General features: G+C 68.8%; 10 protein-coding genes, 1 tRNA gene and 3 rRNA genes. All 14 read left to right on the top strand.

All coding sequences use genetic code 11. From position 1 onward, the window contains the following. Positions 1 to 129 precede the first annotated feature (129 nt). The 14 genes from EFA46_RS13015 (at position 130) to EFA46_RS12950 (ending at position 20920) form a co-directional block, all read left to right on the top strand. The gene (locus tag EFA46_RS13015) at positions 130 to 507 is read left to right on the top strand and encodes a hypothetical protein (RefSeq protein ID WP_123078117.1); all 378 of its coding nucleotides are present in this window, start codon (positions 130 to 132) and stop codon (positions 505 to 507) included. A gap of 211 nt (positions 508 to 718) precedes the next feature. Then, a complete protein-coding gene (locus EFA46_RS13010; RefSeq protein ID WP_123078115.1) occupies positions 719 to 2089 on the top strand; it encodes a diaminobutyrate--2-oxoglutarate transaminase in 1371 nt (456 codons plus the stop codon). After that, entirely contained in the window at positions 2086 to 3564 is a 1479-nt protein-coding gene (locus EFA46_RS13005; RefSeq protein ID WP_176969893.1) for an aspartate aminotransferase family protein, read from the top strand. Before EFA46_RS13010 ends, EFA46_RS13005 begins: the two co-directional genes overlap by 4 nt. After that, positions 3561 to 5396: an IucA/IucC family siderophore biosynthesis protein gene (locus EFA46_RS13000; RefSeq protein WP_255494108.1), complete on the top strand. Its 1836-nt coding sequence runs from the start codon at positions 3561 to 3563 to the stop codon at positions 5394 to 5396. The genes EFA46_RS13005 and EFA46_RS13000 overlap by 4 nt, the downstream gene beginning before the upstream one ends. Continuing rightward, a complete protein-coding gene (locus tag EFA46_RS12995; RefSeq protein WP_123078113.1) occupies positions 5393 to 6016 on the top strand; it encodes a GNAT family N-acetyltransferase in 624 nt (207 codons plus the stop codon). Before EFA46_RS13000 ends, EFA46_RS12995 begins: the two co-directional genes overlap by 4 nt. Next, entirely contained in the window at positions 6013 to 7434 is a 1422-nt protein-coding gene (locus tag EFA46_RS12990; RefSeq protein WP_123078111.1) for a lysine N(6)-hydroxylase/L-ornithine N(5)-oxygenase family protein, read from the top strand. The genes EFA46_RS12995 and EFA46_RS12990 overlap by 4 nt, the downstream gene beginning before the upstream one ends. Then, complete coding sequence (locus EFA46_RS12985; RefSeq protein WP_123078110.1) at positions 7431 to 9254, top strand: IucA/IucC family siderophore biosynthesis protein; 1824 nt, start codon at positions 7431 to 7433, stop codon at positions 9252 to 9254. The genes EFA46_RS12990 and EFA46_RS12985 overlap by 4 nt, the downstream gene beginning before the upstream one ends. Positions 9255 to 9399: 145 nt before the next feature. Then, entirely contained in the window at positions 9400 to 11508 is a 2109-nt protein-coding gene (locus EFA46_RS12980; protein ID WP_158604285.1) for a hypothetical protein, read from the top strand. Beyond that, positions 11505 to 14942 carry a UvrD-helicase domain-containing protein gene (locus EFA46_RS12975; protein WP_158604284.1) on the top strand — a complete coding sequence of 1146 codons (3438 nt, stop codon included), beginning with the start codon at positions 11505 to 11507 and terminating at the stop codon, positions 14940 to 14942. Before EFA46_RS12980 ends, EFA46_RS12975 begins: the two co-directional genes overlap by 4 nt. Positions 14943 to 15525: 583 nt before the next feature. Continuing rightward, positions 15526 to 16998 (top strand): 16S ribosomal RNA (locus EFA46_RS12970). 111 nt (positions 16999 to 17109) lie between these two features. Beyond that, a tRNA-Ala gene (locus tag EFA46_RS12965) sits at positions 17110 to 17181 on the top strand. Positions 17182 to 17411: 230 nt separating this feature from the next. Next, positions 17412 to 20327 (top strand): 23S ribosomal RNA (locus tag EFA46_RS12960). 122 nt (positions 20328 to 20449) lie between these two features. Continuing rightward, positions 20450 to 20571 (top strand): 5S ribosomal RNA (gene rrf / locus EFA46_RS12955). The 16S, 23S and 5S rRNA genes sit together here with 1 tRNA gene alongside, the layout of an rRNA operon. A 154-nt stretch (positions 20572 to 20725) precedes the next feature. Next, positions 20726 to 20920 (top strand): HVO_2922 family protein, encoded by a 195-nt coding sequence (locus tag EFA46_RS12950; protein WP_123078106.1) that lies wholly within the window; start codon positions 20726 to 20728, stop codon positions 20918 to 20920. The last annotated feature ends 127 nt before the right edge of the window (positions 20921 to 21047 follow it).

Genomic DNA, 21047 nt, shown 5'->3' with positions numbered 1-21047 from the left:
CGTACGCGGCGCGCGAACAACGGCGGACACGGCGGTGTCGGTCGGCGAAACGACCGCCACGCCTATTCGCGCCGCCGCCGTCGGTGTGCGCATGCACGCGTCGCCGTCGCGTTCCGCGGGTGTCGCGCAGTGAGTCTCGCCATCACGCACTTCGCGTTCGGCGCGCTCTGTGCGACCCTCCTCCTCGCCTACCTCCCCGTGCGGACGCGCTACGGCTTCTCGCTCGCCGTCGGGAGCGGCGTCTGGGCGATGCTTCCCGACTTCTGGCACGTCGCCCCCACGGCCGGCGCGCTCTTTCGGACCGTCGGCCACTCCGCCGTCGGGAACGTCTTCTGGCTCCACCCGCTCCTCGACGCCGCCGACCCGAAGGACACCCACTTCCTCGGCGCCGTCATGGTCGGCGTCTACTTCCTCGTCAGCCTCGTGCACGCCGAGCGCCGCCGCGACGCGCCGGCCTTCTCGGTCGAGTGGGAGCGCCTGCCGCGCGCGCTCAGGCGTCGCCGCTGACGACGGCCGCGACGGACGGTGACGGACACGGTAGTCTCTTGGATCGCGAACATTATTCCGCCGATACGTCACACGATTTAGGCTGGCCTAAAATTCGATAGATTTACGTTCTTTAGGCTGGCCTAAAACAACGCATGCTCCGACGGCGACCCCGACTCGGACGGACCGCCCCGCCCGGACGAACGCGCCCCCGGCAGCCCGAGGTGTCCACATGAGCTATCGCGACGCGAGCAACGACGCGCTGCTCGCCCAACAGGCCGAGCGCGAGTCGAGCGCCCGCACCTACCCGCGCCACCTCCCGCTCGCCATCGCCGAAGCCAGCGGCGTCACCGTCACCGACATGGACGGGAACGAGTACTACGACTGCCTCGCCGGCGCGGGCACCCTCGCCCTCGGCCACAACCACCCCGCGCCCACCGAGGCCATGACGCGCGTCCTCGACGACGAGCGCGCCATCCACACCCTCGACATCACCGCGCCCGCGAAGGAGCGCTTCGTCGACACGCTCCTGTCGAGTCTCCCCGACGAGTTCGCCGAGAACGCCAAAGTCCAGTTCTGTAGCCCCGCCGGCACCGACGCCGTCGAGGCCGCGCTCAAACTGGTCAAGGCCGCCACCGGGAACCAGTCGATACTCGGCTTCCAGGGCGCCTACCACGGCATGACCGCCGGCGCGCTCTCCCTCCTCGGCGACGCCGAGACGAAGGACGTCCCCGGCGTCCTCGCCGACGTCCACCACCTCCCCTTCCCCGACGACTACCGCCCGCCGTTCGGCGTCGGCGGCGACGACGGCCACCGCCTCGCCAGCACCTACGTCGAGAACCTCCTCGCCGACCCCAAGAGCGGCATCACCGACCCCGCCGGCGTGATACTCGAACCCGTGCAGGGCGAGGGCGGCGCGAACCCCGCACCCGACGCGTGGCTCCGCGAGATACGGCGCATCACCCGCGAGCACGACGTCCCTCTCGTCCTCGACGAAGTCCAGACCGGGCTCGGGCGCACCGGCGAGACGTACGCCTTCGAGCACGCCGGCATCGTCCCCGACGTCCTCGTGCTCTCGAAGGCCGTCGGCGGCGGCCTCCCGCTCTCCGTCGTCGTCTACGACGACGCCCTCGACGAGTGGGGTCCCGGCGCGCACGCCGGCACCTTCCGGGGCAACCAGCTCGCGATGGCCGCCGGCGACGCCACCATCGACTACGTCCTCGAGAACGACCTCGACGCGCACGCCGCCGAGATGGGTGCGCGCCTCCGCGACCACCTCGAGAGCGTCGCCCACCTCGACGCCGTCGGCGACGTCCGCGGACGCGGCCTCATGCTCGGCGTCGAGTTCGTCGACCCCGACGCCCCGTGGCCGGGCGCCGGTCCGCACGCCCCCGACGGCGACCTCGCCGCCGCCGTTCAGGCGGCGTGCTTCGAGCGCGGCCTCATCGTCGAACTCGGCGGCCGCGAGAGCGCCACCGCGCGCTTCCTCCCGCCGCTCGTCGTCACGCGCGAACAAATCGACGACATCGCGGCCATCTTCGTCGACGCCGTCCGCGACGCCGTCGCCGACGACGACTCGCTCACGCTCGAGGTGTCGCCGTGAGCGCCGACGGCCTCTTCCTCGACGCCGACCTCGGCGAGAAGGCCTACCGGAGCGCGATGGCGCACGCCGTCGACGCCGTCCTCGACGCCCGCGACGACGCCCCCTACTCGGGCGCCACCCCGGACGCCCTCGCCGCCGACCTCGACGCGCCCGTCCTCCCCGAGGACGGCGTCGGCCTCTCGAACGCCATCGAGGACGTCGCGGGCGACGTGCTCGCGCACTCCGTCGACACCTCCCATCCCCGGACGGCCGCGCACCTCCAGTGCCCACCCATGATACCCGGACTCGCCGCCGAGGCGATGCTGTCCGCGACCAACCAGTCGCTCGACTCCTTCGATCAGGCGCCCGCCGCCACCGTCCTCGAAGGGCGCGTCGTCGACGCGCTCGCCGACCTCTTCGACCTCCCCTCGGACGCGGACGGTGTCTTCACGAGCGGCGCCACGCAGTCGAACTTCCAGGCGCTCCTCCTCGCGCGCGACCGCTCCCTCGCCGAGCACGTCGAGCACGACGTCCAGCGCGACGGCCTCCCCGCCGCGGCGCGCGACCTGCGCGTCGTCGTCTCCGAGGACGCGCACTTCACCACCGAGCAGGCCGCCCACTTCCTCGGCCTCGGCGAGGACGCCGTCGTCGCCGTCGAGACGGACGCCGACCACCGGATGGACGCCGACGCGCTCGCCGCGACGCTCGAGCGCCTCGACCGTGAGGGACGCGAGGTGTTCGCCGTCGTCGGCACAGCCGGCACGACGGACTTCGGCGCCATCGACCCGCTCGACGCGCTCGCCGACGCCGCCGCCGAACACGACGCGTGGTTCCACGTGGACGCGGCCTACGGCGGCGTGCTCGCGCTCACGGACGAATCCGACCGCCTCGCCGGCGTCGAGCGCGCGGACTCGCTCGCCGTCGACTTCCACAAGCTCTTCTTCCAGCCCATCAGCTGCGGCGCGTTCCTCGTCCGCGACGGCGCGGCGTTCCGCCGGATGGCGCGCACCGCCGCCTACCTCAACCCCGAGGCGCACGCGGAGCGCGGCGTCCCGAACCTCGTCGGCAAGTCCACGCAGACGACGCGGCGCTTCGACGCGCTCAAACCCTACCTCGCCTTCCGCGCCGTCGGCCGCGAACGCCTCGGCGCGCTCGTCGACGCGACACTCTCGCTCGCCGACCGGACGGCCGCGCTCCTCGCCGACGCCGACGACTTCGAGCTCCTCGCCGACCCCTCGCTCACCACCGTCCTCTTCCGGTATCGGCCGCGCGAGCGCATGCCCGACGCGGCCGTGAGCGACCTGAACGCCGCCGTCCGCGAGGCGCTGCTCGCGGACGGCACGGCGCTCGTCGCGCGCACCGACGTCGCCGGCGTCACCAGCCTGAAGCTCACCCTCCTGAACCCGACGGCGACGCTCGACGACGTCGCCGAGACGCTCGACGCGATTCGGGCCGTCGCCGCCGACGTCGAGGCGGCCGGGGAGGTGTCCCCGTGAGCACCCCGAACGCCGACGCCCCCGACCGGGGCGACGCGGCCCCCACGGAGAGGGCCGTGGACCCGACGCGCCGCGCCGAGGACGCCACCGTCCACGCCTTCCTCAACTGCTACCTCCGCGAGCGCGGCGACTACGACGTCACCGAGTCGCCCGTCGCGGGCGTGTCGCCGGGCGCCGACGGCCTCCTCCGCGCGACGCTCCCCGCACAGGACATCGCCCTCCTCGCGCCCCTCGACTACCGCTCGCCGACCGAACGCCACCGCTTCGAGACGCCGGTCCGGTATCGGCTCCCCGGCGGCGGCGTCCACGACGCGGACGCCGCGACGCTCGCGACGCTCGTCCTCACCGACCTCGCGCGCGACGCCGACACGGACGTCCCGACCGCGCTCCTCCGGCGCGTCCTCACCAGCCAGCAGAACACCGAGGCGTTCGTCGCCGCGCGCGCGGGCGACGCGGAGCGCCTCTACGCGGACGACCTTTCCTTCCGCGACGCCGAGCAGGCGCTCGTCTTCGGCCACCACCGCCACCCCACCCCGAAGAGTCGGCAGGGCATCGCCGCCCACGAGCGCGAGACGTACGCCCCCGAACTCCGTGGGTCGTTCGCGCTCCACTACTTCCGCGCCGACCCGTCGCTCGTCACGCAGGAGAGCGCGCTCGAGCGCTCGGCCGCCGACTGGGTGGCCGACGCCCTCCGATGTGACGACGCCGTCCCCGACGCCTTCGTCACCGAGCACGTCGAGAGCGACGACGTCCTCCTCCCCGTGCACCCGTGGCAGGCCGACTACCTCCGCTCGCGCGACTACGTTCGGGACGCCCTCGGCGACGGCCTCCGGTATCTCGGCGCCGTCGGACGCGAGTTCCACCCGACGACGTCCGTCCGCACGCTCTACAGCGAGGGCGCGCCCTTCATGGTGAAGTCATCGCTGCACGTCCAGATCACGAACTCCGTGCGGGCGAACAAGCGCCCCGAGCTCGCGCGCGGCGTCGCCGTCGCCGACCTCCTCGAGACCGCGTTCGGCGACGAGCTCGCGGACGCCTTCCCGCGCTTCGACGTCGTGCGCGACCCCGCGTACCTCGCGCTCGACGTCGGCCCCGACGCCGAATCCGGCCTCGAAACCGTCCTCCGCGCCAACCCCTTCCGTGGGAGCGCGGCGGCGAACGCGACGCCCGTCGCGTCGCTCTGCCAGGACGCCATCCGGGGGCGCTCCCGACTCGGCCGTCTCGTCGCGTCCATCGCCGAACGCGACGGCCGCAGCACCGGGGACGTGAGCGCTGACTGGTTCCGCCGCTACCTCGAAGTCGGCATCCGGCCCGTCCTCTGGCTCTACCTCGTGCAGGGCGTCGGTGTCGAGGCCCACCAGCAGAACTCCGTCGTGACGCTCGACGACGACGGCTACCCCGAGCGGTTCCACTACCGCGACAATCAGGGGTTCTACTTCCCCGAATCGCAGTACGAGGACGTCGCGGCGTACCTCCCCGGCGTCGGCGAGCGCGCACAGACCGTCTGCGCGGACGCGCTCGCCGACGAGCGCCTGCGCTACTACGTCGTCCTGAACAACGCACTCGACGTCGTGAACGCGCTCGGGTACGCCGGCGTCGCCGACGAAACCCGCCTGCTGGGCGTGCTCCGCGACGAACTCGAACGCGCACGCGAGCGCTACGACCGGCCGTCCTCCTCGCTCCTCCGGCCCCTGCTCGAGGACGCGACCGTCCCGTGTAAGGCCAACCTCCTCACGCGCTTTCGCGGCCTCGACGAACTCGAGAACGACCTCGAGAACCAGTCCGTCTACGCCGACGTGACCAACCCCCTCGTCACCGAACTCGACCGATGACCGACCCGACACTCACCGTCAACGACGACTACGACTACCGCACCTACGACCGCGACATCGACCGCCAGCTAGCGTTCCGGCCGGCGAGTGAGTCCCGCGATTTGGGGCGTCTGCATCGCTGGCTCGGGAGCGAGCACGTCCAGCCCTACTGGGAGCTCGACCTGCCGCTGCCCGCGTTCCGCGAGCGCCTCCGCGAGAAGCTCGCCGACGACCACCTCACGCCCTACATCGGCTGTCTCGACCACGTCCCGATGAGCTACTGGGAGTGCTACTGGGCGGCCGAGGACGACGTCGCCGTGCACTACGACGCCGACCCCGCCGACCGCGGCGTCCACCTCCTCATCGGCCCCACCGAATACCTCGGGCAGGGCTACGCCGTCCCGCTGTTGCGCGCCGTCACCGCGATGCAGTTCCGCCACCCCGAGACCGACCGCGTCGTCGCGGAACCCGACGCCCGGAACGACGCCGCGCGTCGCGTCTTCGAGCACTGCGGCTTCCGCGACGAGGGCGAGTTCCGCTTCGAGGAAGCCGAGAAGGACGCCCGCCTCCTCGTCTGCGAGCGCGAGCGCTTCGAGCGCGACGTCGCGCCCACGCCGACGTCGGGAGGTGGCGAGCGATGACCGACGGCGAGGACGCGCCGGTTCGCGACGTCGTCGGAGTCGGGCTCGGGCCGTTCAACCTCGGGCTCGCCGCGCTCCTCGACGGCGTCGCCGAGGACGTCGACGCGGTCTTCCTCGAACGCGAGGCCGAGTTCAACTGGCACGAGGGGATGCTCCTCGACGGGACGACGCTCGAAGTGCCGTTCCTCGCGGACCTCGTGACGCTCGCCGACCCGACGAGCGAGCACAGCTACCTCAACTACCTCCGCGAGACGGGGCGCATCTACGAGTTCTACTTCTACGAGACGTTCCAGATACCGCGCCGCGAGTACAACGACTACCTCCGGTGGGTCGTCGAGCGCCTCGACGCGCCCGCGTTCCGCCGCGAAGTCGTCGACGTCCGCTGGGCGGACGCCGACGCGAGCGCCGCCGATGCCGGCGCTGGTGCCGACGCGCCCGGCCACTACGTCGTCACTGCACGCGACCCCGAGACGGGCGAACGCTACACCTACCGGGGCCGGCATCTCGCGCTCGGCATCGGCTCGCGCCCGCACGTCCCCGAGCACCTCCGAGGCCACCCCGACTCGGACGTCTTCCACACGGCGGCCTATCGGCACACTCGCGAGCGCGTCCTCGACGCCGACTCCGTGACCGTCGTCGGCTCCGGGCAGAGCGCCGCCGAGGTCGTCGCGGACCTCCTCGAACGCCAACCCGAGCACGACTACCGCCTCGACTGGCTCACCCGCTCGGAGGGCTTCTTCCCCATGGAGTACTCGAAGCTCGGCCTCCAGCACTTCACCCCGGAGTACGCCCAGTACGTCTACGACCTGCCCCAGTCGACGACGGACGACCTCGTCGCGAACCAGGACCTCCTCTACAAGGGCGTCGACCCGGAGACGAGCGCGGCCATCTACGACCTCCTCTACCGGCGCTCCATCGGCGGCGCCGACCCCGACGTCGGCCTCTTCGCGATGACCGACGTCCGCGACATCGCCGCCGTTGATGGCGGCTACGCGCTCGACTGCCACCAGTGGCAGGCCGAGGAGTCCTTCGTCCACGAGAGCGAAGTCGTCGTCCTCGGCACGGGCTACGAGCGGCCCGTCCCCGGCTTCCTCGACCCGCTTGAGGACGACATCGCGTGGGACGACCGCGGGCGCTTCGAGGTGACCGCCGACCACCGCCTCGACGTCGACCTGCCGGGCGACGTCTTCCTCCAGAACGCCGACCTCCACACGCACGGCGTCGGCGCGCCCGACCTCGGCCTCGGCGCCCACCGGAACGCGACGTTCGTGAATCGCCTGCTCGGCCGCGACGCCTACCCGGACGACGTCGACACCGTCTTTCAGGACTTCTCCGTCGACGCCTTCGTCGAGCGCGCGCCCGGCGCCTCCCGCGACGGGAGCGAGACGACCGCGACCACCACCGACCCCGACCGATGAACCCAGACGACGACCTCCGCGAGCGCGCACTGACCCCGGACGTCCGCCGAACCGTCGAGCGCCGCCTCCTCACGAAGATGCTCGAAGAGTTCAGCTACGAGGGGATACTCGACCCCGAGCGCGAGGACGGCGACGCCGCGACCGACGGCGAGCACGCCCCCTACCGCGTCTCGCTCGACGCCGCCGACTACCGCTTCGACGCCGCCGAACGCCTCCTCGACAGCTACTCTGTCGACGGCGAGAGCGTCGAGCGCCGCGACCCCGACGGCGCGTTCGAGGCGACGACGGACCCGATTCGCCTCCTGCGCGACCTCGAAGCGAGCGTGGATATCGACGCGCTCACCGCCGGCAACCTCGTGCGCGAGTACGAGCGCACCCTGCTCGCGGACGCCCACATCGAGGCGAAACGCCGCGAACGCGACGACCACGACCCGACCGCGCTCGACTACGCCGAACTCGAAGGCGAGATGACCGGTCACCCGTGGATCACCTACAACAAGGGCCGCCTCGGCTGGGGCTACGACGACTATCGAGAGTACGCGCCCGAACGCGGCGAGCGCGTCACCCTCTCGTGGGTCGCCGTCCGCCGCGACGACGCCACCTTCGTCGCCACCGACGGCGTCACCCACGACGGCCTCGTGCAGTCCGAACTCGGCGAGCACTACGGCGTGTTCCGCGAGCGCCTCCGCGAGCGCGGCCTCGACCCGGACGCCTACTACCTCCTCCCCGTCCACGACTGGCAGTGGGAGCACAGCATCGTCCCGCTGTTCGGCGGCGACATCGCCCGCGACGACATCGTCCCGCTCGGCGAGGGCCCCGACGACTACCTCCCCCAGCAGTCCGTGCGGACGTTCGTCAACGTCGACGACGAGGAGAAACACCACGTGAAGGTGCCGATGCGCATCCTCAACACGCTCGTCTGGCGCGGCCTCCCCGGCGAACGCACCGAGATCGCGCCGACCGTCACCGAGTACGTGCAGGGCATCTACGAGCGCGACGACTTCCTCCAGTCGGAGGGCCTGATACTGCCCGGCGAAATCGCGGGAGTCAACTACGACCACGACGACTTCACCGCCATCGAGGGCTCGCCCTACCAGTATCACGAACTCCTCGGCGCCGTGTGGCGCGAATCCATCTACACCTTCCTCGACGACGGCGAGGACGCCGTCACGCTCTCCGCGCTCATGCACGTCGACGGCACGGGGACGCCGTACCTCTCCCGCCTCGTCGAGCAGTCCGGCCTCACCCTCGACGAGTGGCTCACCGAGTTCTTCGACACCGTCCTCCCGCCCCTCCTCCACTTCCTCTACCGCTACGGGACCGTGTTCTCCCCGCACGGCCAGAACACCATCCTCGTCGTCGAGGACGGCGTGCCGACGCGCCTCGCCATCAAGGACTTCGCGGACGACGTGAACGTCAGCGACCGGCCGCTCCCCGAACTCGAACGCCTCCCCGACGAGGTGGACGCCGTCCTCCGCAAGGAGGACCCCGAAGGCCTCTGCCAGTTCATCTTCTCCGGGCTCTTCGTCTGCGTCCTCCGCTACGTCGCCGACGTCCTCGAACGCCACGAGGACTACGACGAAACGGCGTTCTGGACGCACGCGCGCGAGGCGGTGCTCGACTACCAGCGCGACTTCCCCGAGCTCGAGGACCGCTTCGACCGCTTCGACCTCCTCCGGCCGGAGTTCACGAAGCTCGCGCTCAACCGAAATCGCCTCCTCGACTACGGCTACGACGACGCCCCCGGCCGGCCGCACGCGAGCGAGCACGGCACCGTCACGAACCCGCTCCACGCCGTCGCCGACCGCACCGACGACTGAGTCGGAGCTGGGTCGCCGACGACCCGGCGTCCGAGATGTCGTCCACTTCCGAGCGGATGACGGCCGTCGACGCCCCACCCACCTGGTTACTCGTCGAATCGCGACCACTTATGCCGCTCTCGCGCCAACGACACGCCGTTCGAGAGTGCCCCCCACCACTCATTCCGCCGGCCGCGACGCGCGGGCGCTCGACGTCACCGTCCACGTCTGCGCGGAGGAGACGCTCACCGCGTGGGCGCGCCGTGACGCGAGCGCGCGTGCCCTCGTCCTCACGCCCGAGCGCCTCCACCGGCGCAACCTCAAGTACGCCCTCGCCGCCGCCGACCGCCCGCGAAGCAGCCTCCGCCTCACCGACCCCCGGAGCGTCGCGAACGCGGTGGCCGGCGACGACGGCGAGCGCGCCCGCCTCGACCGCGCCGACCGACTCCGCCTCGTCGCCGACGTGCTCGCCGACGACCCCGACGGCGTCGACGCCCTCCGGCGCGCCCTCGGGACGGACCTCGGCGCGCGCGCCGAGACAGTCGAGGCCGTCCGCGAGGAACTCGACGTCGTCGCCGGCGGCCGCGACGACGCCACCGACGCCCTCCTCGACGTCGCCGACACCCTCCCCGCGTACGCGCGGGACGAGACGACCGCCCTCCTTCGCGGCGTTCGCGCCGTCGGGCGCGCGCTCGCCGACCGGACGGACGCCGACGTCTCGCCCGCCGCCGCGCTCCGCGAGGGCCGCGCGGTGCTCGCCGCGAGCGACGGCGACGCCTGGACGGCCGCCTACCCCGACGTCGAGCGCGTCGCCGTCGCCGGCGTCAGCACGCTCGGCACCGCGCTCCTCGACTTCCTCGGCGCGCTCGCGACCCACACCGACGTCGACGTCCACCTCTTCGTGCGCGCACGGACCGGCCCCCGCATCGCCGACCGGCTCCCCGCGCGACTCGGGGCCGGCCGCGACGCGCAGGTCGACGTGGACGTGGTCGACCGCACGCCCGCGCGACTCGCCGCCGACGTGCCGGCCGTCGAACTCGTCGCGACCACGCGTCGCCGCGAGGCGCGCGCCGCGCTCGCCAGCGTCGACGCCCTCCTCGAGCGCGGCGTCCCCGCGAGCGACGTCGCAGTCGTCGCGCGCGACGTCGACCGCTACGAGCGCCCGCTCGCGTCGGCCGCCACCGAATACGGCCGCCATCTCTCCGTCTGGACGCAGCTCGCGCTCCGCGACACCCTCCCGTACCGACTGCTCGTCGCCTGCCTCGACGTGCTCGTGGCGCACGCCGTCGGCGCGCGCGAGGCCGAGGACCCCGGCCGACCGGGTCGCGTCGGGGCCGACACGCTGTTCGCGCCGCTCGACTACGAGTGGGTGCCGCCGGACGCCCGCTCGCGAGCCGTCTGGCCGCTCGCCCACCCCGACGTCTCCGCCGTCCGCCACCGCGTCGACGACGGCCGCGCCCGCACCCTCGCCGACTGGACCGCGCGACTCGCCGACGTCTCGGGGCCGACCGCCGCCGGCGTTCGCCGACTCCTCCGGTGGGCGCGCGACCGGTCCGCGACCCCCGGCCCCCGAGCCGTCGAGGACACACTGGAACCGCTCCTCGACGCCTTCGACGACGTCGTGCTCCCCGCACGACTCGACGCCGACACGCCCGACCTCGCCGACACCTCGCGGACGGCGCGCGCGCTCGTGCGCTCCCGAGCGCTCCTCGGCGAGGCGCGCCGGAAGTACGCCGACTGGCTCGACCGCGGGCACGTCTCCCGGGGCTGGACGGCCGTCCGGGACGTCCTCGACGCCGTCGCCACCACCCGCCCGGGCCGGCGCGAGCACGACAACGCCGAGCGCGTCGACGTCCTCGACGCGAACGACACGTGGCTCCGCGACTACCGCTACGTCGTCGCCGTCGGCCTCGTCGACGGCGAGTGGCCCGACCGCCCCGACGGCGCGCTCCCCGCGGCCCTTCGGGACGCCGTCGTCGCCGGTGACGGGCCCGCGAGCCGGCTCGGCGTACGCGGCGCGTGGACCGAGGAGCGCGACGCCGACCACTTCGTCGACGCCGCGCGCGCCGCCACCGACGGCCTCGTGCTCACGCGCTTCACCGAGGACAGCGCGGGCACCACCTATCACCGCTCGCCACTCCTCGAGGACTGGGGCGTCGCCCCGCCGGTCGTCCGCGAGGGCGGCGTCGCCGACCTCCTCGCGGCCGACCGGCGACTCGCCGCCCCGCTTCGGCGCGTGATCGGCCCCGACGGCGCGACGGGGGTCTCGGAGTGAGCGACGCCACTCGCGGGGGCGAGCGCGACGTCCCGCGACTGCGGGGCGCCCAGCGCGACATCCGGGACGCCTTCCTCGCGCACGACTCGGGGCTCTTCGTCCTCGACTGCAACCCCGGCGCCGGCAAATCAACCGTCGCCGAGCGACTCGCCGCCGACACGCTCGCCCGCGCACACGACCGCGGCGAGCGGGCCCCCGAGCGCGGCCTCTGCGTCACCTCCTTCGCCCGCGACGACGCCGCCGCCATCCGCCCCGGCATCGAGGACGCCTTGTGCGCGCTCGCCGACGACTGCGACGCGGACTCGGACCACGCCACCGCCCTCGGTGACGCGGACGCCCGAACCCTCGCGCGACGCGTCCGCGCGAGCGACACCATCGGCACCATCGACGGCGTCCTCAGGACCGTCTTCGCGGACGTCGCGACCGAAGTCGGCTTCGACGCGGCACCGGACGTCGGGAACGAGGCGCGCCTCGCCGCCCTCCGCGAGGACTGTCTCGCGGCCCTTCGCGACGACCCCGCGCACGCCGCGACGATACGCCGACTCGACGCCGCCTACCCCGGCGGCGAACACACCCTGGACCTCGACGCCCTCCTCGTCGACGCCCACCGCGCCGCCCGCGAACGCCGCCTCACCGTCGACGCCTTCGAGGACCGCCTCCGCGACGCCGTCGACAGCGCCTACCCCGACGGCCCGCCCGACGACTTCGCGGCCGTCGCTCGCGATATCGCCGCGTTCGTCGACCCCGAGACCGCCGAGCGGACCGCCGCCGACTTCGACGCCGCCGACCGCGAGGCCTTCCGCGAGACCGACCGCGCCACCCACGACGCGTGGCGCGCCGCCGTCACCGACTTCTGCGCGCTCCTGCGCGCGTTCGCGGAGCGCTACGACGAACGAACCCGCGAGCGCGGCGTCGCCACCCACCTCGACGTCGCCCACTGGGTCGCCGCCTACTTCGGGGACGACGCCCACGCGAGCGACTACCGGGCCACCCGGCGCGCGCACTACGCCGCGCGCCTCGACACGCTCATCGTCGACGAAGCGCAGGACGTCTCCGCCGTCCAGCACGACGCGCTCGCGCCGTTCATTGATGCCGACACGCGCGTCCTCCTCGTCGGCGACGTCAAGCAGTGCATCTACGCGTGGCGCAACGCCCACCCCGACCTCTTCGAGCGCGCCCGCGACGACGGCGTCTACTTCGGCGTCGACTGGGAGACGCACGTCGTCGAACGCGCCCAGCGGACCTATCGCGCCCGCCCGGACGTCGCCACCGCCGTCGACGCCGTCTTCGAGGGCGTCCTCACCGACCCCGAGCGCGGCAACGCCGGCGCGCTCACCCTCGACTACCCGCCGCTCGTCGCCGACCGCCCGCCGCTCGACGCCCCGAGCGTCCACGTCGCCGCCCACGGCACCGACGGCCGCCCCGGCACGCGCGACTGGGCCGAGCGGGAAGCCGCCCACCTCGCCACCTACCTCGCGGGCGCGCTCACCGACGGCACCCTCGACACGCCCGACACCGACGACGGCGAGTACCCCGGCATCACCGTGCTCTTCCCCCGGCGGACGCACATGGACGCCTTCGCCGACGCGCTCGCCGCTCGCGGGATCTCCGTCGCCGACGCCAGCCAGCACCTCTTCGCGCACCCGTCCGTCCGCCTCGCCGTCGCCGTCGTCCGCTGGCTCGTCGACCCCTTCGACGCCGAGCGAACCGCCGCCCTCCGCGACGCCGACGCCGTTCCCGACGCGCTCGCCGAGGCGCTCGACGCACACGAGCTCGACATCCGGGACGCCGCCGATACCGACGACGAGGACGGGCTCGGGGTGGTTCTCGACGGCCTCCGCTCGCTCGCCGAGCGACGCGCCCGCCACGCCAGCGACCCCGGCGCGCGCGTCGTCGAGCGCCTCCGGCTGTTCAGTGACCCGCTCGGAGTCGACTCGGGGAGCGCCGACCGTCGCGTCGCCGCGCTCGACGCCCTCCTCGCGCACGTCGCCGACTGGACGGGCGACGACCGACCCGCGCTCGCCGACCTCGCCGCCCTCCTCGACCGCTACGCCGAGTCGCCTCGCGACGGCCCGTCGGTCCCCGTCCCCGACGCGGACGGCCACGACGTCGTCTTCCGCACCATCAACCAGATGAAGGGCGACGAGGACGACGTCGTCGTGCTCGCCGACCTCAGTGCCCACCTCGGCTACCACGGCCCCCACCGCGACGTCCTCCTCGCGCACGGCGACCACCTCGCGCTCGCCCCGCCCGCCGACTGCGGCGACGCCCCCGCCATCGACGGCTACGACTTCGGCGTCTACGCACACCCCGAACGCACGCCCGACGACGGCCGGGAGCGCCGCGACGCCGGCCTCCGCTGGGCGAGCGAACGCTGGGCCGAGCAGGGTCTCGCCGGCCCGCCCGCACTCGCCGCTGCCGTCGGCGACCGCCGCGCCGAACGCTGGCGCCTCCTCTACGTCGCCGCCACACGCGCACGCGACCACCTCGTCCTCTCACTCCCCCGCGACCGCCACCCCGACAGTCGCCGCCCCCGCGACCACTGGATGGACGCCCTCCACCGTGGCCTCGGCCTCGGAGACCTCGAGCGAGGCACGCGCACCGTCGAGACGCCCGCCGGTCCCGTCGCCGTCGACGTCAACGACGTTCCGCTCGTCGACCGCGTCGAATCGCCCGTCACGCCGCCCACCCCACACGCCGCGACCGAGCACGAGACGCCGACCACTGGGTGGACGCCGCGCCATGTCAACGCCAGCACCCTCCACCCCCTCGTCACCGACCCCGATACCCACCTCCTTGACCACCTCCAAGGGAACGCTCTCCACACCGCCCGCGACGCGCCAGACGACTCGCTCCCGCTCTCCTTCGACGGCTACGGGCCCGACGCCGTCGGCACCGTCGCGCACGCCGTCCTCGCGGCCGCCGTCGCCGCCGGCGTCGACACCGAGACGCTCCGTGCGTGTCGCGGCCCGCTGGCCGCCCGACTCGACGCCGCCCTCCACGACGTCCCGCCCAGCGCGCGCGCCGAACTCCGCGCGTTCGTCGCCGACACCGTCTGCCCGCAGTTCGCCGACACCGACACGTGGGCGCGCCTCCGCGAGAGCGACGCCGTCCACGTTGAGGACCCGCTCGACGCCGTCGTCCGCGTCGACGGCCTCGCCGTCGAGACGCAGAACGTCGCCGACGTCGTCTCCCGCCACGACGGCCGGTGGTACGTCGACGACCTCAAAGTCGCCCTCGCCTCCAGCGACCCCGCGACGCGCGCACGATACGACCTCCAGACCGCCACCTACGCGTGGGTGCTCGAACGCCAACACGACGCCCCGGCCACGCCCGTCGTCACGCGCCTCGGCGTCGACCCCGCCGTCCGACGCGTCACCGCGCCCGTCGCGCCCGTCGAGAAGTGGTTCGCCGCCCTCGACGACCTCCGGTGACGCGCGAAAACCGTGGCACGGCAGGGCGTCCCGAAGGAGGGGGTGGTTCGACGGCCTTATCCGTTACCCGGGCATTCGAAGAAATGCGAAGGACGTGACGTGGCCCGGTTCACCCGGCGCCACCGACGCACTCCCTCCCGAATCCACTCGGGTGATGGTCCACCTCGCTTCCGGCGAGGTCGGAACGTCACCCTTAAGGGTATCCCGCGATTCGGAACAAATGCGAGCGACGTGACGTAGCCCGGCTCGCCCGGCGCTACCGACGCACGCATCCGTTCCGACACTCCAGGGACGCTCTCTCGACGCATCCAACTCGGGTGCGCTTCGAGGGGGTTAAGTACTTACGAGTATTCGGAAGGAATGCACACGTCGTCCCGGACCACGATACGCGTTCGACGGGTCTAAGTACCCCCGAACCAAACACTCTGGTCCGGAAGGAATGAGGATCCTACCCCTGCGGTCCGCCGTACAGATGGGATCTGATGTTAGCCTCGATGGTCAGTGACATCCGGCTGGTTCGACGCTCTGTCGTCGCAACCAGCGGAACCTTTGTTCCCGCCGAGCTGGGGTTACACCTCAGCACATTCCGGTTGATCCTGCCGGAGGTCATTGCTATCGGAGTCCGATTTAGCCATGCTAGTTGTACGAGTTTAGACTCGTAGCGGAAAGCTCAGTAACACGTGGCCAAGCTACCCTGTAGAGATGGACAACCTCGGGAAACTGAGGCTAATCCATCATAACGCTCGCTGTCTGGAAGGACGCGAGCCGGAAACGCTTTGGCGCTACAGGATGCGGCTGCGGTCGATTAGGTTGACGGTGGGGTAACGGCCCACCGTGCCCATAATCGGTACGGGTTGTGAGAGCAAGAGCCCGGAGACGGAATCTGAGACAAGATTCCGGGCCCTACGGGGCGCAGCAGGCGCGAAACCTTTACACTGTACGCAAGTGCGATAGGGGGACTCCGAGTGTGTGGGCATAGAGCTCACACTTTTGTAGACCGTAAGGTGGTCTACGAATAAGAGCTGGGCAAGACCGGTGCCAGCCGCCGCGGTAATACCGGCAGCTCGAGTGATGACCGATTTTATTGGGCCTAAAGCGTCCGTAGCTGGCCAGTCAAGTCCGTTGGGAAATCCACCTGCTCAACAGGTGGGCGTCCAGCGGAAACTGATTGGCTTGGGACCGGAAGATCCAAGGGGTACGTCCGGGGTAGGAGTGAAATCCTGTAATCCTGGACGGACCGCCGATGGCGAAAGCACCTTGGAAGGACGGATCCGACAGTGAGGGACGAAAGCTAGGGTCTCGAACCGGATTAGATACCCGGGTAGTCCTAGCTGTAAACGATGTCCGCTAGGTGTGGCACAGGCTACGAGCCTGTGCTGTGCCGTAGGGAAGCCGAGAAGCGGACCGCCTGGGAAGTACGTCTGCAAGGATGAAACTTAAAGGAATTGGCGGGGGAGCACTACAACCGGAGGAGCCTGCGGTTTAATTGGACTCAACGCCGGACATCTCACCGGCTCCGACAGTAGTAATGACGGTCAGGTTGACGACCTTACCCGACGCTACTGAGAGGAGGTGCATGGCCGCCGTCAGCTCGTACCGTGAGGCGTCCTGTTAAGTCAGGCAACGAGCGAGACCCGCACGTCTAATTGCCAGCAACACCGATTGGTGGTTGGGTACATTAGGCGGACTGCCGCTGCTAAAGCGGAGGAAGGAACGGGCAACGGTAGGTCAGCATGCCCCGAATGAGCCGGGCTACACGCGGGCTACAATGGCCGAGACAATGGGTTGCAACACCGAGAGGTGACGCTAATCTCCTAAACTCGGTCGTAGTTCGGATTGAGGGCTGAAACTCGCCCTCATGAAGCTGGATTCGGTAGTAATCGCGTGTCAAGAGCGCGCGGTGAATACGTCCCTGCTCCTTGCACACACCGCCCGTCAAAGCACCCGAGTGGGGTCCGGATGAGGCCGCCGTTTCGGCGGTCGAATCTGGGCTCCGCAAGGGGGCTTAAGTCGTAACAAGGTAGCCGTAGGGGAATCTGCGGCTGGATCACCTCCTAACGCACGGGATCGAGTCTTCGGGCTCGACCCACATTTGTTGCGAGGACAGGCGTCGCGCCAGCCGGACACTTTAGACCATCGAGGCTAACGAACCCCCCTGTGTGGGGGTGGGCCCATAGCTCAGTGGTAGAGTGCCTCCTTTGCAAGGAGGATGCCCTGGGTTCGAATCCCAGTGGGTCCATGTGTTCAATCAGTGGTTCCGGATCGTGCCCCTTAAGTGTGGGACGCCGGAATGATTGATTGAGTTCGACTGATGCACCATCCCGTGAGAGCGCGGATGGGAAGGGTCGATGTACGCTCCCGGATCACCTCCGGGACGTGCGATGAAGACTGTGTGTACGTGTAATCCAGGCGCTCACTGGACTCGCTTGCAGTGTAGTGCGAGTCTTATTGAACGTCACAACATTGACAACAACGTGGCTACTGTGCCGCCTGGTGGATGGCTCGGCTCGAGTGCCGACGACGGACGTGCCAAGCTGCGATAAGCCTGAGGGAGCCGCACGGAGGCGTAGAACTCAGGATTTCCGAATGGGAATCCCTTTTACAATTGCTTTGCGCAATGGGGAACGACCGGAATTGAAACATCTTAGTACGGTCAGGAAGAGAAATCGAATGAGACGCCGTTAGTAACCGCGAGTGAACGCGGCTCAGTCCAAACCGAAGCCCCCTTGGGGCAATGTGGTGTTCGGACTGACTTTCATCGAATGAAGGATCGTGTGAAGTCTCCTGAAACGGAGTGCGATACAGGGTGACAGCCCCGTAATCCGATCTAGTAATTCGTGCGTCAGTTCCAGAGTAGCGGGGACCGGAAATTCCTCGTGAATTTAGCAGGCATCGACTGCTAAGACTAAGTACTCCTCGAGACCGATAGTGAACAAGTAGCGTGAGCGAACGCTGAAAAGTATCCCGAGAAGGGAGCTGAAATAGAGCCTGAAATCAGGTGGCGATGGAGCGACTGGGCATAAAAGGCCCTTTCGAGAACGACCGAGGTGCAAACCTCTGGTAGGATCGAGAGGGAGCCGATGTCCGGTCGTACGTTTTGAAAAACGAACCAGGGAGTGTGCCTGTTTGGCGAGTCTAACCCGAGTATCGGGGAAGGCATAGGGAAACCGACATGGTCGCAGCATTGCGAGGACCGCCGTCTTCAAGGGCGGGGAGTCAAACGGGCACGACCCGAAACCGAGTGATCTACGCGTGGGCAAGGTGAAGCACGGCGAAAGCCGTGTGGAGGCCTGTTAGGGGTGGTGTCTTACAATACCCTCCCGTGACCTACGTGTAGGGGTGAAAGGCCCATCGAACTCGGCAACAGCTGGTTCCGACCGAAACATGTCGAAGCATGACCTTCGCCGAGGTAGTTCATGGGGTAGAGCGACCGATTGGGGAGTCCGCCTCCGAGAGGAGTCGGCCCCCCTGTCGAACTCCGAACCTATGAACGCTGTGGACGCGAGGAATCCGGTGTGCGGGGTAAGCCTGTGCACCGTGAGGGAGACAACCCAGAGTTAGGTTAAGGTCCCCAAGTACGAGCTAAGTGCGATTGAAGGTTGTCTCGAGCCCTAAACAGCCGGGAGGTGAGCTTAGAAGCAGCTACCCTCTAAGAAAAGCGTAACAGCTTACCGGCCGAGGTTCGAGGCGCCCAAAATGATCGGGGCTCAAGCTCGTCACCGAGACCTGACAGCACCCGTGAAGGGGTGATCTTGTAGGTCGGCGTTCTGCTCGGGTGGAAGTACGGACGAGAGTTCGTATGGACCGTGCAGGAACGAAAATCCTGGTCATAGTAGCAGCGTTAGTCGGGTGAGAACCTCGACGACCGAAAGAGCAAGGGTTCCTCGGCAATGCTGATCAGCCGAGGGTTAGTCGGTCCTAAGTCACATCGTAATTCGAGTGTGACAAAAGGGAAACTGGTTAATATTCCAGTACTGTCGTACGTTGAAAGTTGACGCCTTGGGGTAGGTCGAGCCGGACAATCGTCCGGTCGAACCACCGAAATCCGTGGAAGCCGTAATGGCAGGAAGCGGACGAATGGTGGGATAGCGATAGTCGATCCAACCCGGGGCCCGTGAAAAGACGAGTACGACATCCGTACCGAGATCCGACACAGGTGCTCTGGCAGCGAAAGCCAAGGTCTGTCGGGATCAACCGACGTCAGGGAATTCGGCAAATTAGTCCCGTAAGTTCGCGATAAGGGATGCCTGCCCAGTGATTGGGCAGGTCGCAGTATCATGGAAGCTCCGACTGTCTAATAACAACATAGGTGACCGCAAATCCGCAAGGACTCGTACGGTCACTGAATCCTGCCCAGTGCGGGTATCTGAACACCTAGTACAATAGGACGAAGGACCCGTTAACGGCGGGGGTAACTATGACCCTCTTAAGGTAGCGTAGTACCTTGCCGCTTCAGTAGCGGCTTGCATGAATGGATCAACGAGAGCTTCACTGTCCCGACGTTGGGCCCGGTGAACTGTACGTTCCAGTGCGGAGTCTGGAGACCCCCAAGGGGAAGCGAAGACCCTATAGAGCTTTACTGCAGGCTGTCGCTGGGACACGGTCGCTGATGTGCAGCATAGGTAGGAGGCGTTACACAGGTACCCGCGCTAGCGGGCCACCGAGCCATCAGTGAAATACTACCCGTCAGTGACTGTGACCCTCACTCCGGGAGGAGGACACCGGTAGCCGGGCAGTTTGACTGGGGCGGTACGCGCTCGAAAAGATATCGAGCGCGCCCTACGTCCATCTCATCCGAGTCGGAGACTCGGAGAAGAGTGCAAGAGCATAAGATGGGCTGACAGTGTCCTACACAACGAGGGACGCTGACGCGAAAGCGTGGTCTAGCGAACCTATGAGCCTGCTTGATGCGGGCCATAGATGACAGAAAAGCTACCTTAGGGATAACAGAGTCGTCACTCGCAAGAGCACATATCGACCGAGTGGCTTGCTACCTCGATGTCGGTTCCCTCCATCCTGCCCGTGCAGAAGCGGGCAAGGGTGAGGTTGTTCGCCTATTAAAGGAGGTCGTGAGCTGGGTTTAGACCGTCGTGAGACAGGTCGGCTGCTATCTATTGGGGGTGTTATGGTGCTTGACGGGAACGTTCGTATAGTACGAGAGGAACTACGAACGGTTGCCACTGGTGTACCGGTTGTCCGAGAGGGCATGTGCCGGGCAGCTACGCAGCACGGGGTAAGAGCTGAACGCATCTAAGCTCGAAACCCACCTGGAAAAGAAGCACCGTGGAGATCACTCGTAGAAGACGAGTTAGATAGACTCGGGATGTACGCGTCGAGGCAACGAGACGTTGAGTCCGCGAGCACTAATCGATCGAGCCACACATTCATAGACTTGGACTATCTGCACGCGAGTCCAGGCGCTAACTGGATTACACATTACACACACAGTCGGAGGAGTCTCGATACCGATATTGGTATTACTACGGTTCGATTCCGTAGGTCGGCATTGAGGCGGCCACAGCGGTGGGGGTACACCCGTACCCATCCCGAACACGGAAGTTAAGCCCACCTGCGTATCAGGTAGTACTGGAGTGCGCGAGCCTCTGGGAACACTGATTCGCCGCCTCGCCATTCATTAGCTGGGGTTGGATTCAACCCCGTTTCGACTTTACTACCCTCGAGCGACAGCTGTGTCGTTCGGGGGTAGCTTGCGTTTCCTCCAAGCGGTAGCTGTCGCGATTCGTGGGGTGGCTATTACTGTCTGCCGTGTGAAGCGTGTCTCGATGGCTCAGAACGCGACGTTCGAGTTGTATCAGGATGCCGCAGACGAGTGGCGGTGGCGACTCGTCGCGACGAACGGGAACATCATCGCGGATAGCGGGGAGGGGTATCGCTCGAAGCAGGGTGCGGAGCGCGGTATCGCGAGCGTGAAACGCACGGCTCCCGACGCCGATATCGAGGAAGTCGTGGACGAGTGAGGGGCGGGATGCGTGCTCGCGCCCGCAAAGCGGCCGCGAGCCACGCTGTCACTCGTGTCGGCCGTGCATCCCGCTAAGCACCGTATTTTGCACAGAGAGGCCTCGATAGGGTGGAAATCGTCGGCGT

Source organism: Halarchaeum sp. CBA1220 (genome assembly GCF_003721175.2).
In the GTDB taxonomy this organism is placed as follows: domain Archaea; phylum Halobacteriota; class Halobacteria; order Halobacteriales; family Halobacteriaceae; genus Halarchaeum; species Halarchaeum grantii.
This window is presented reverse-complemented; position numbering and strand designations above follow the sequence as displayed.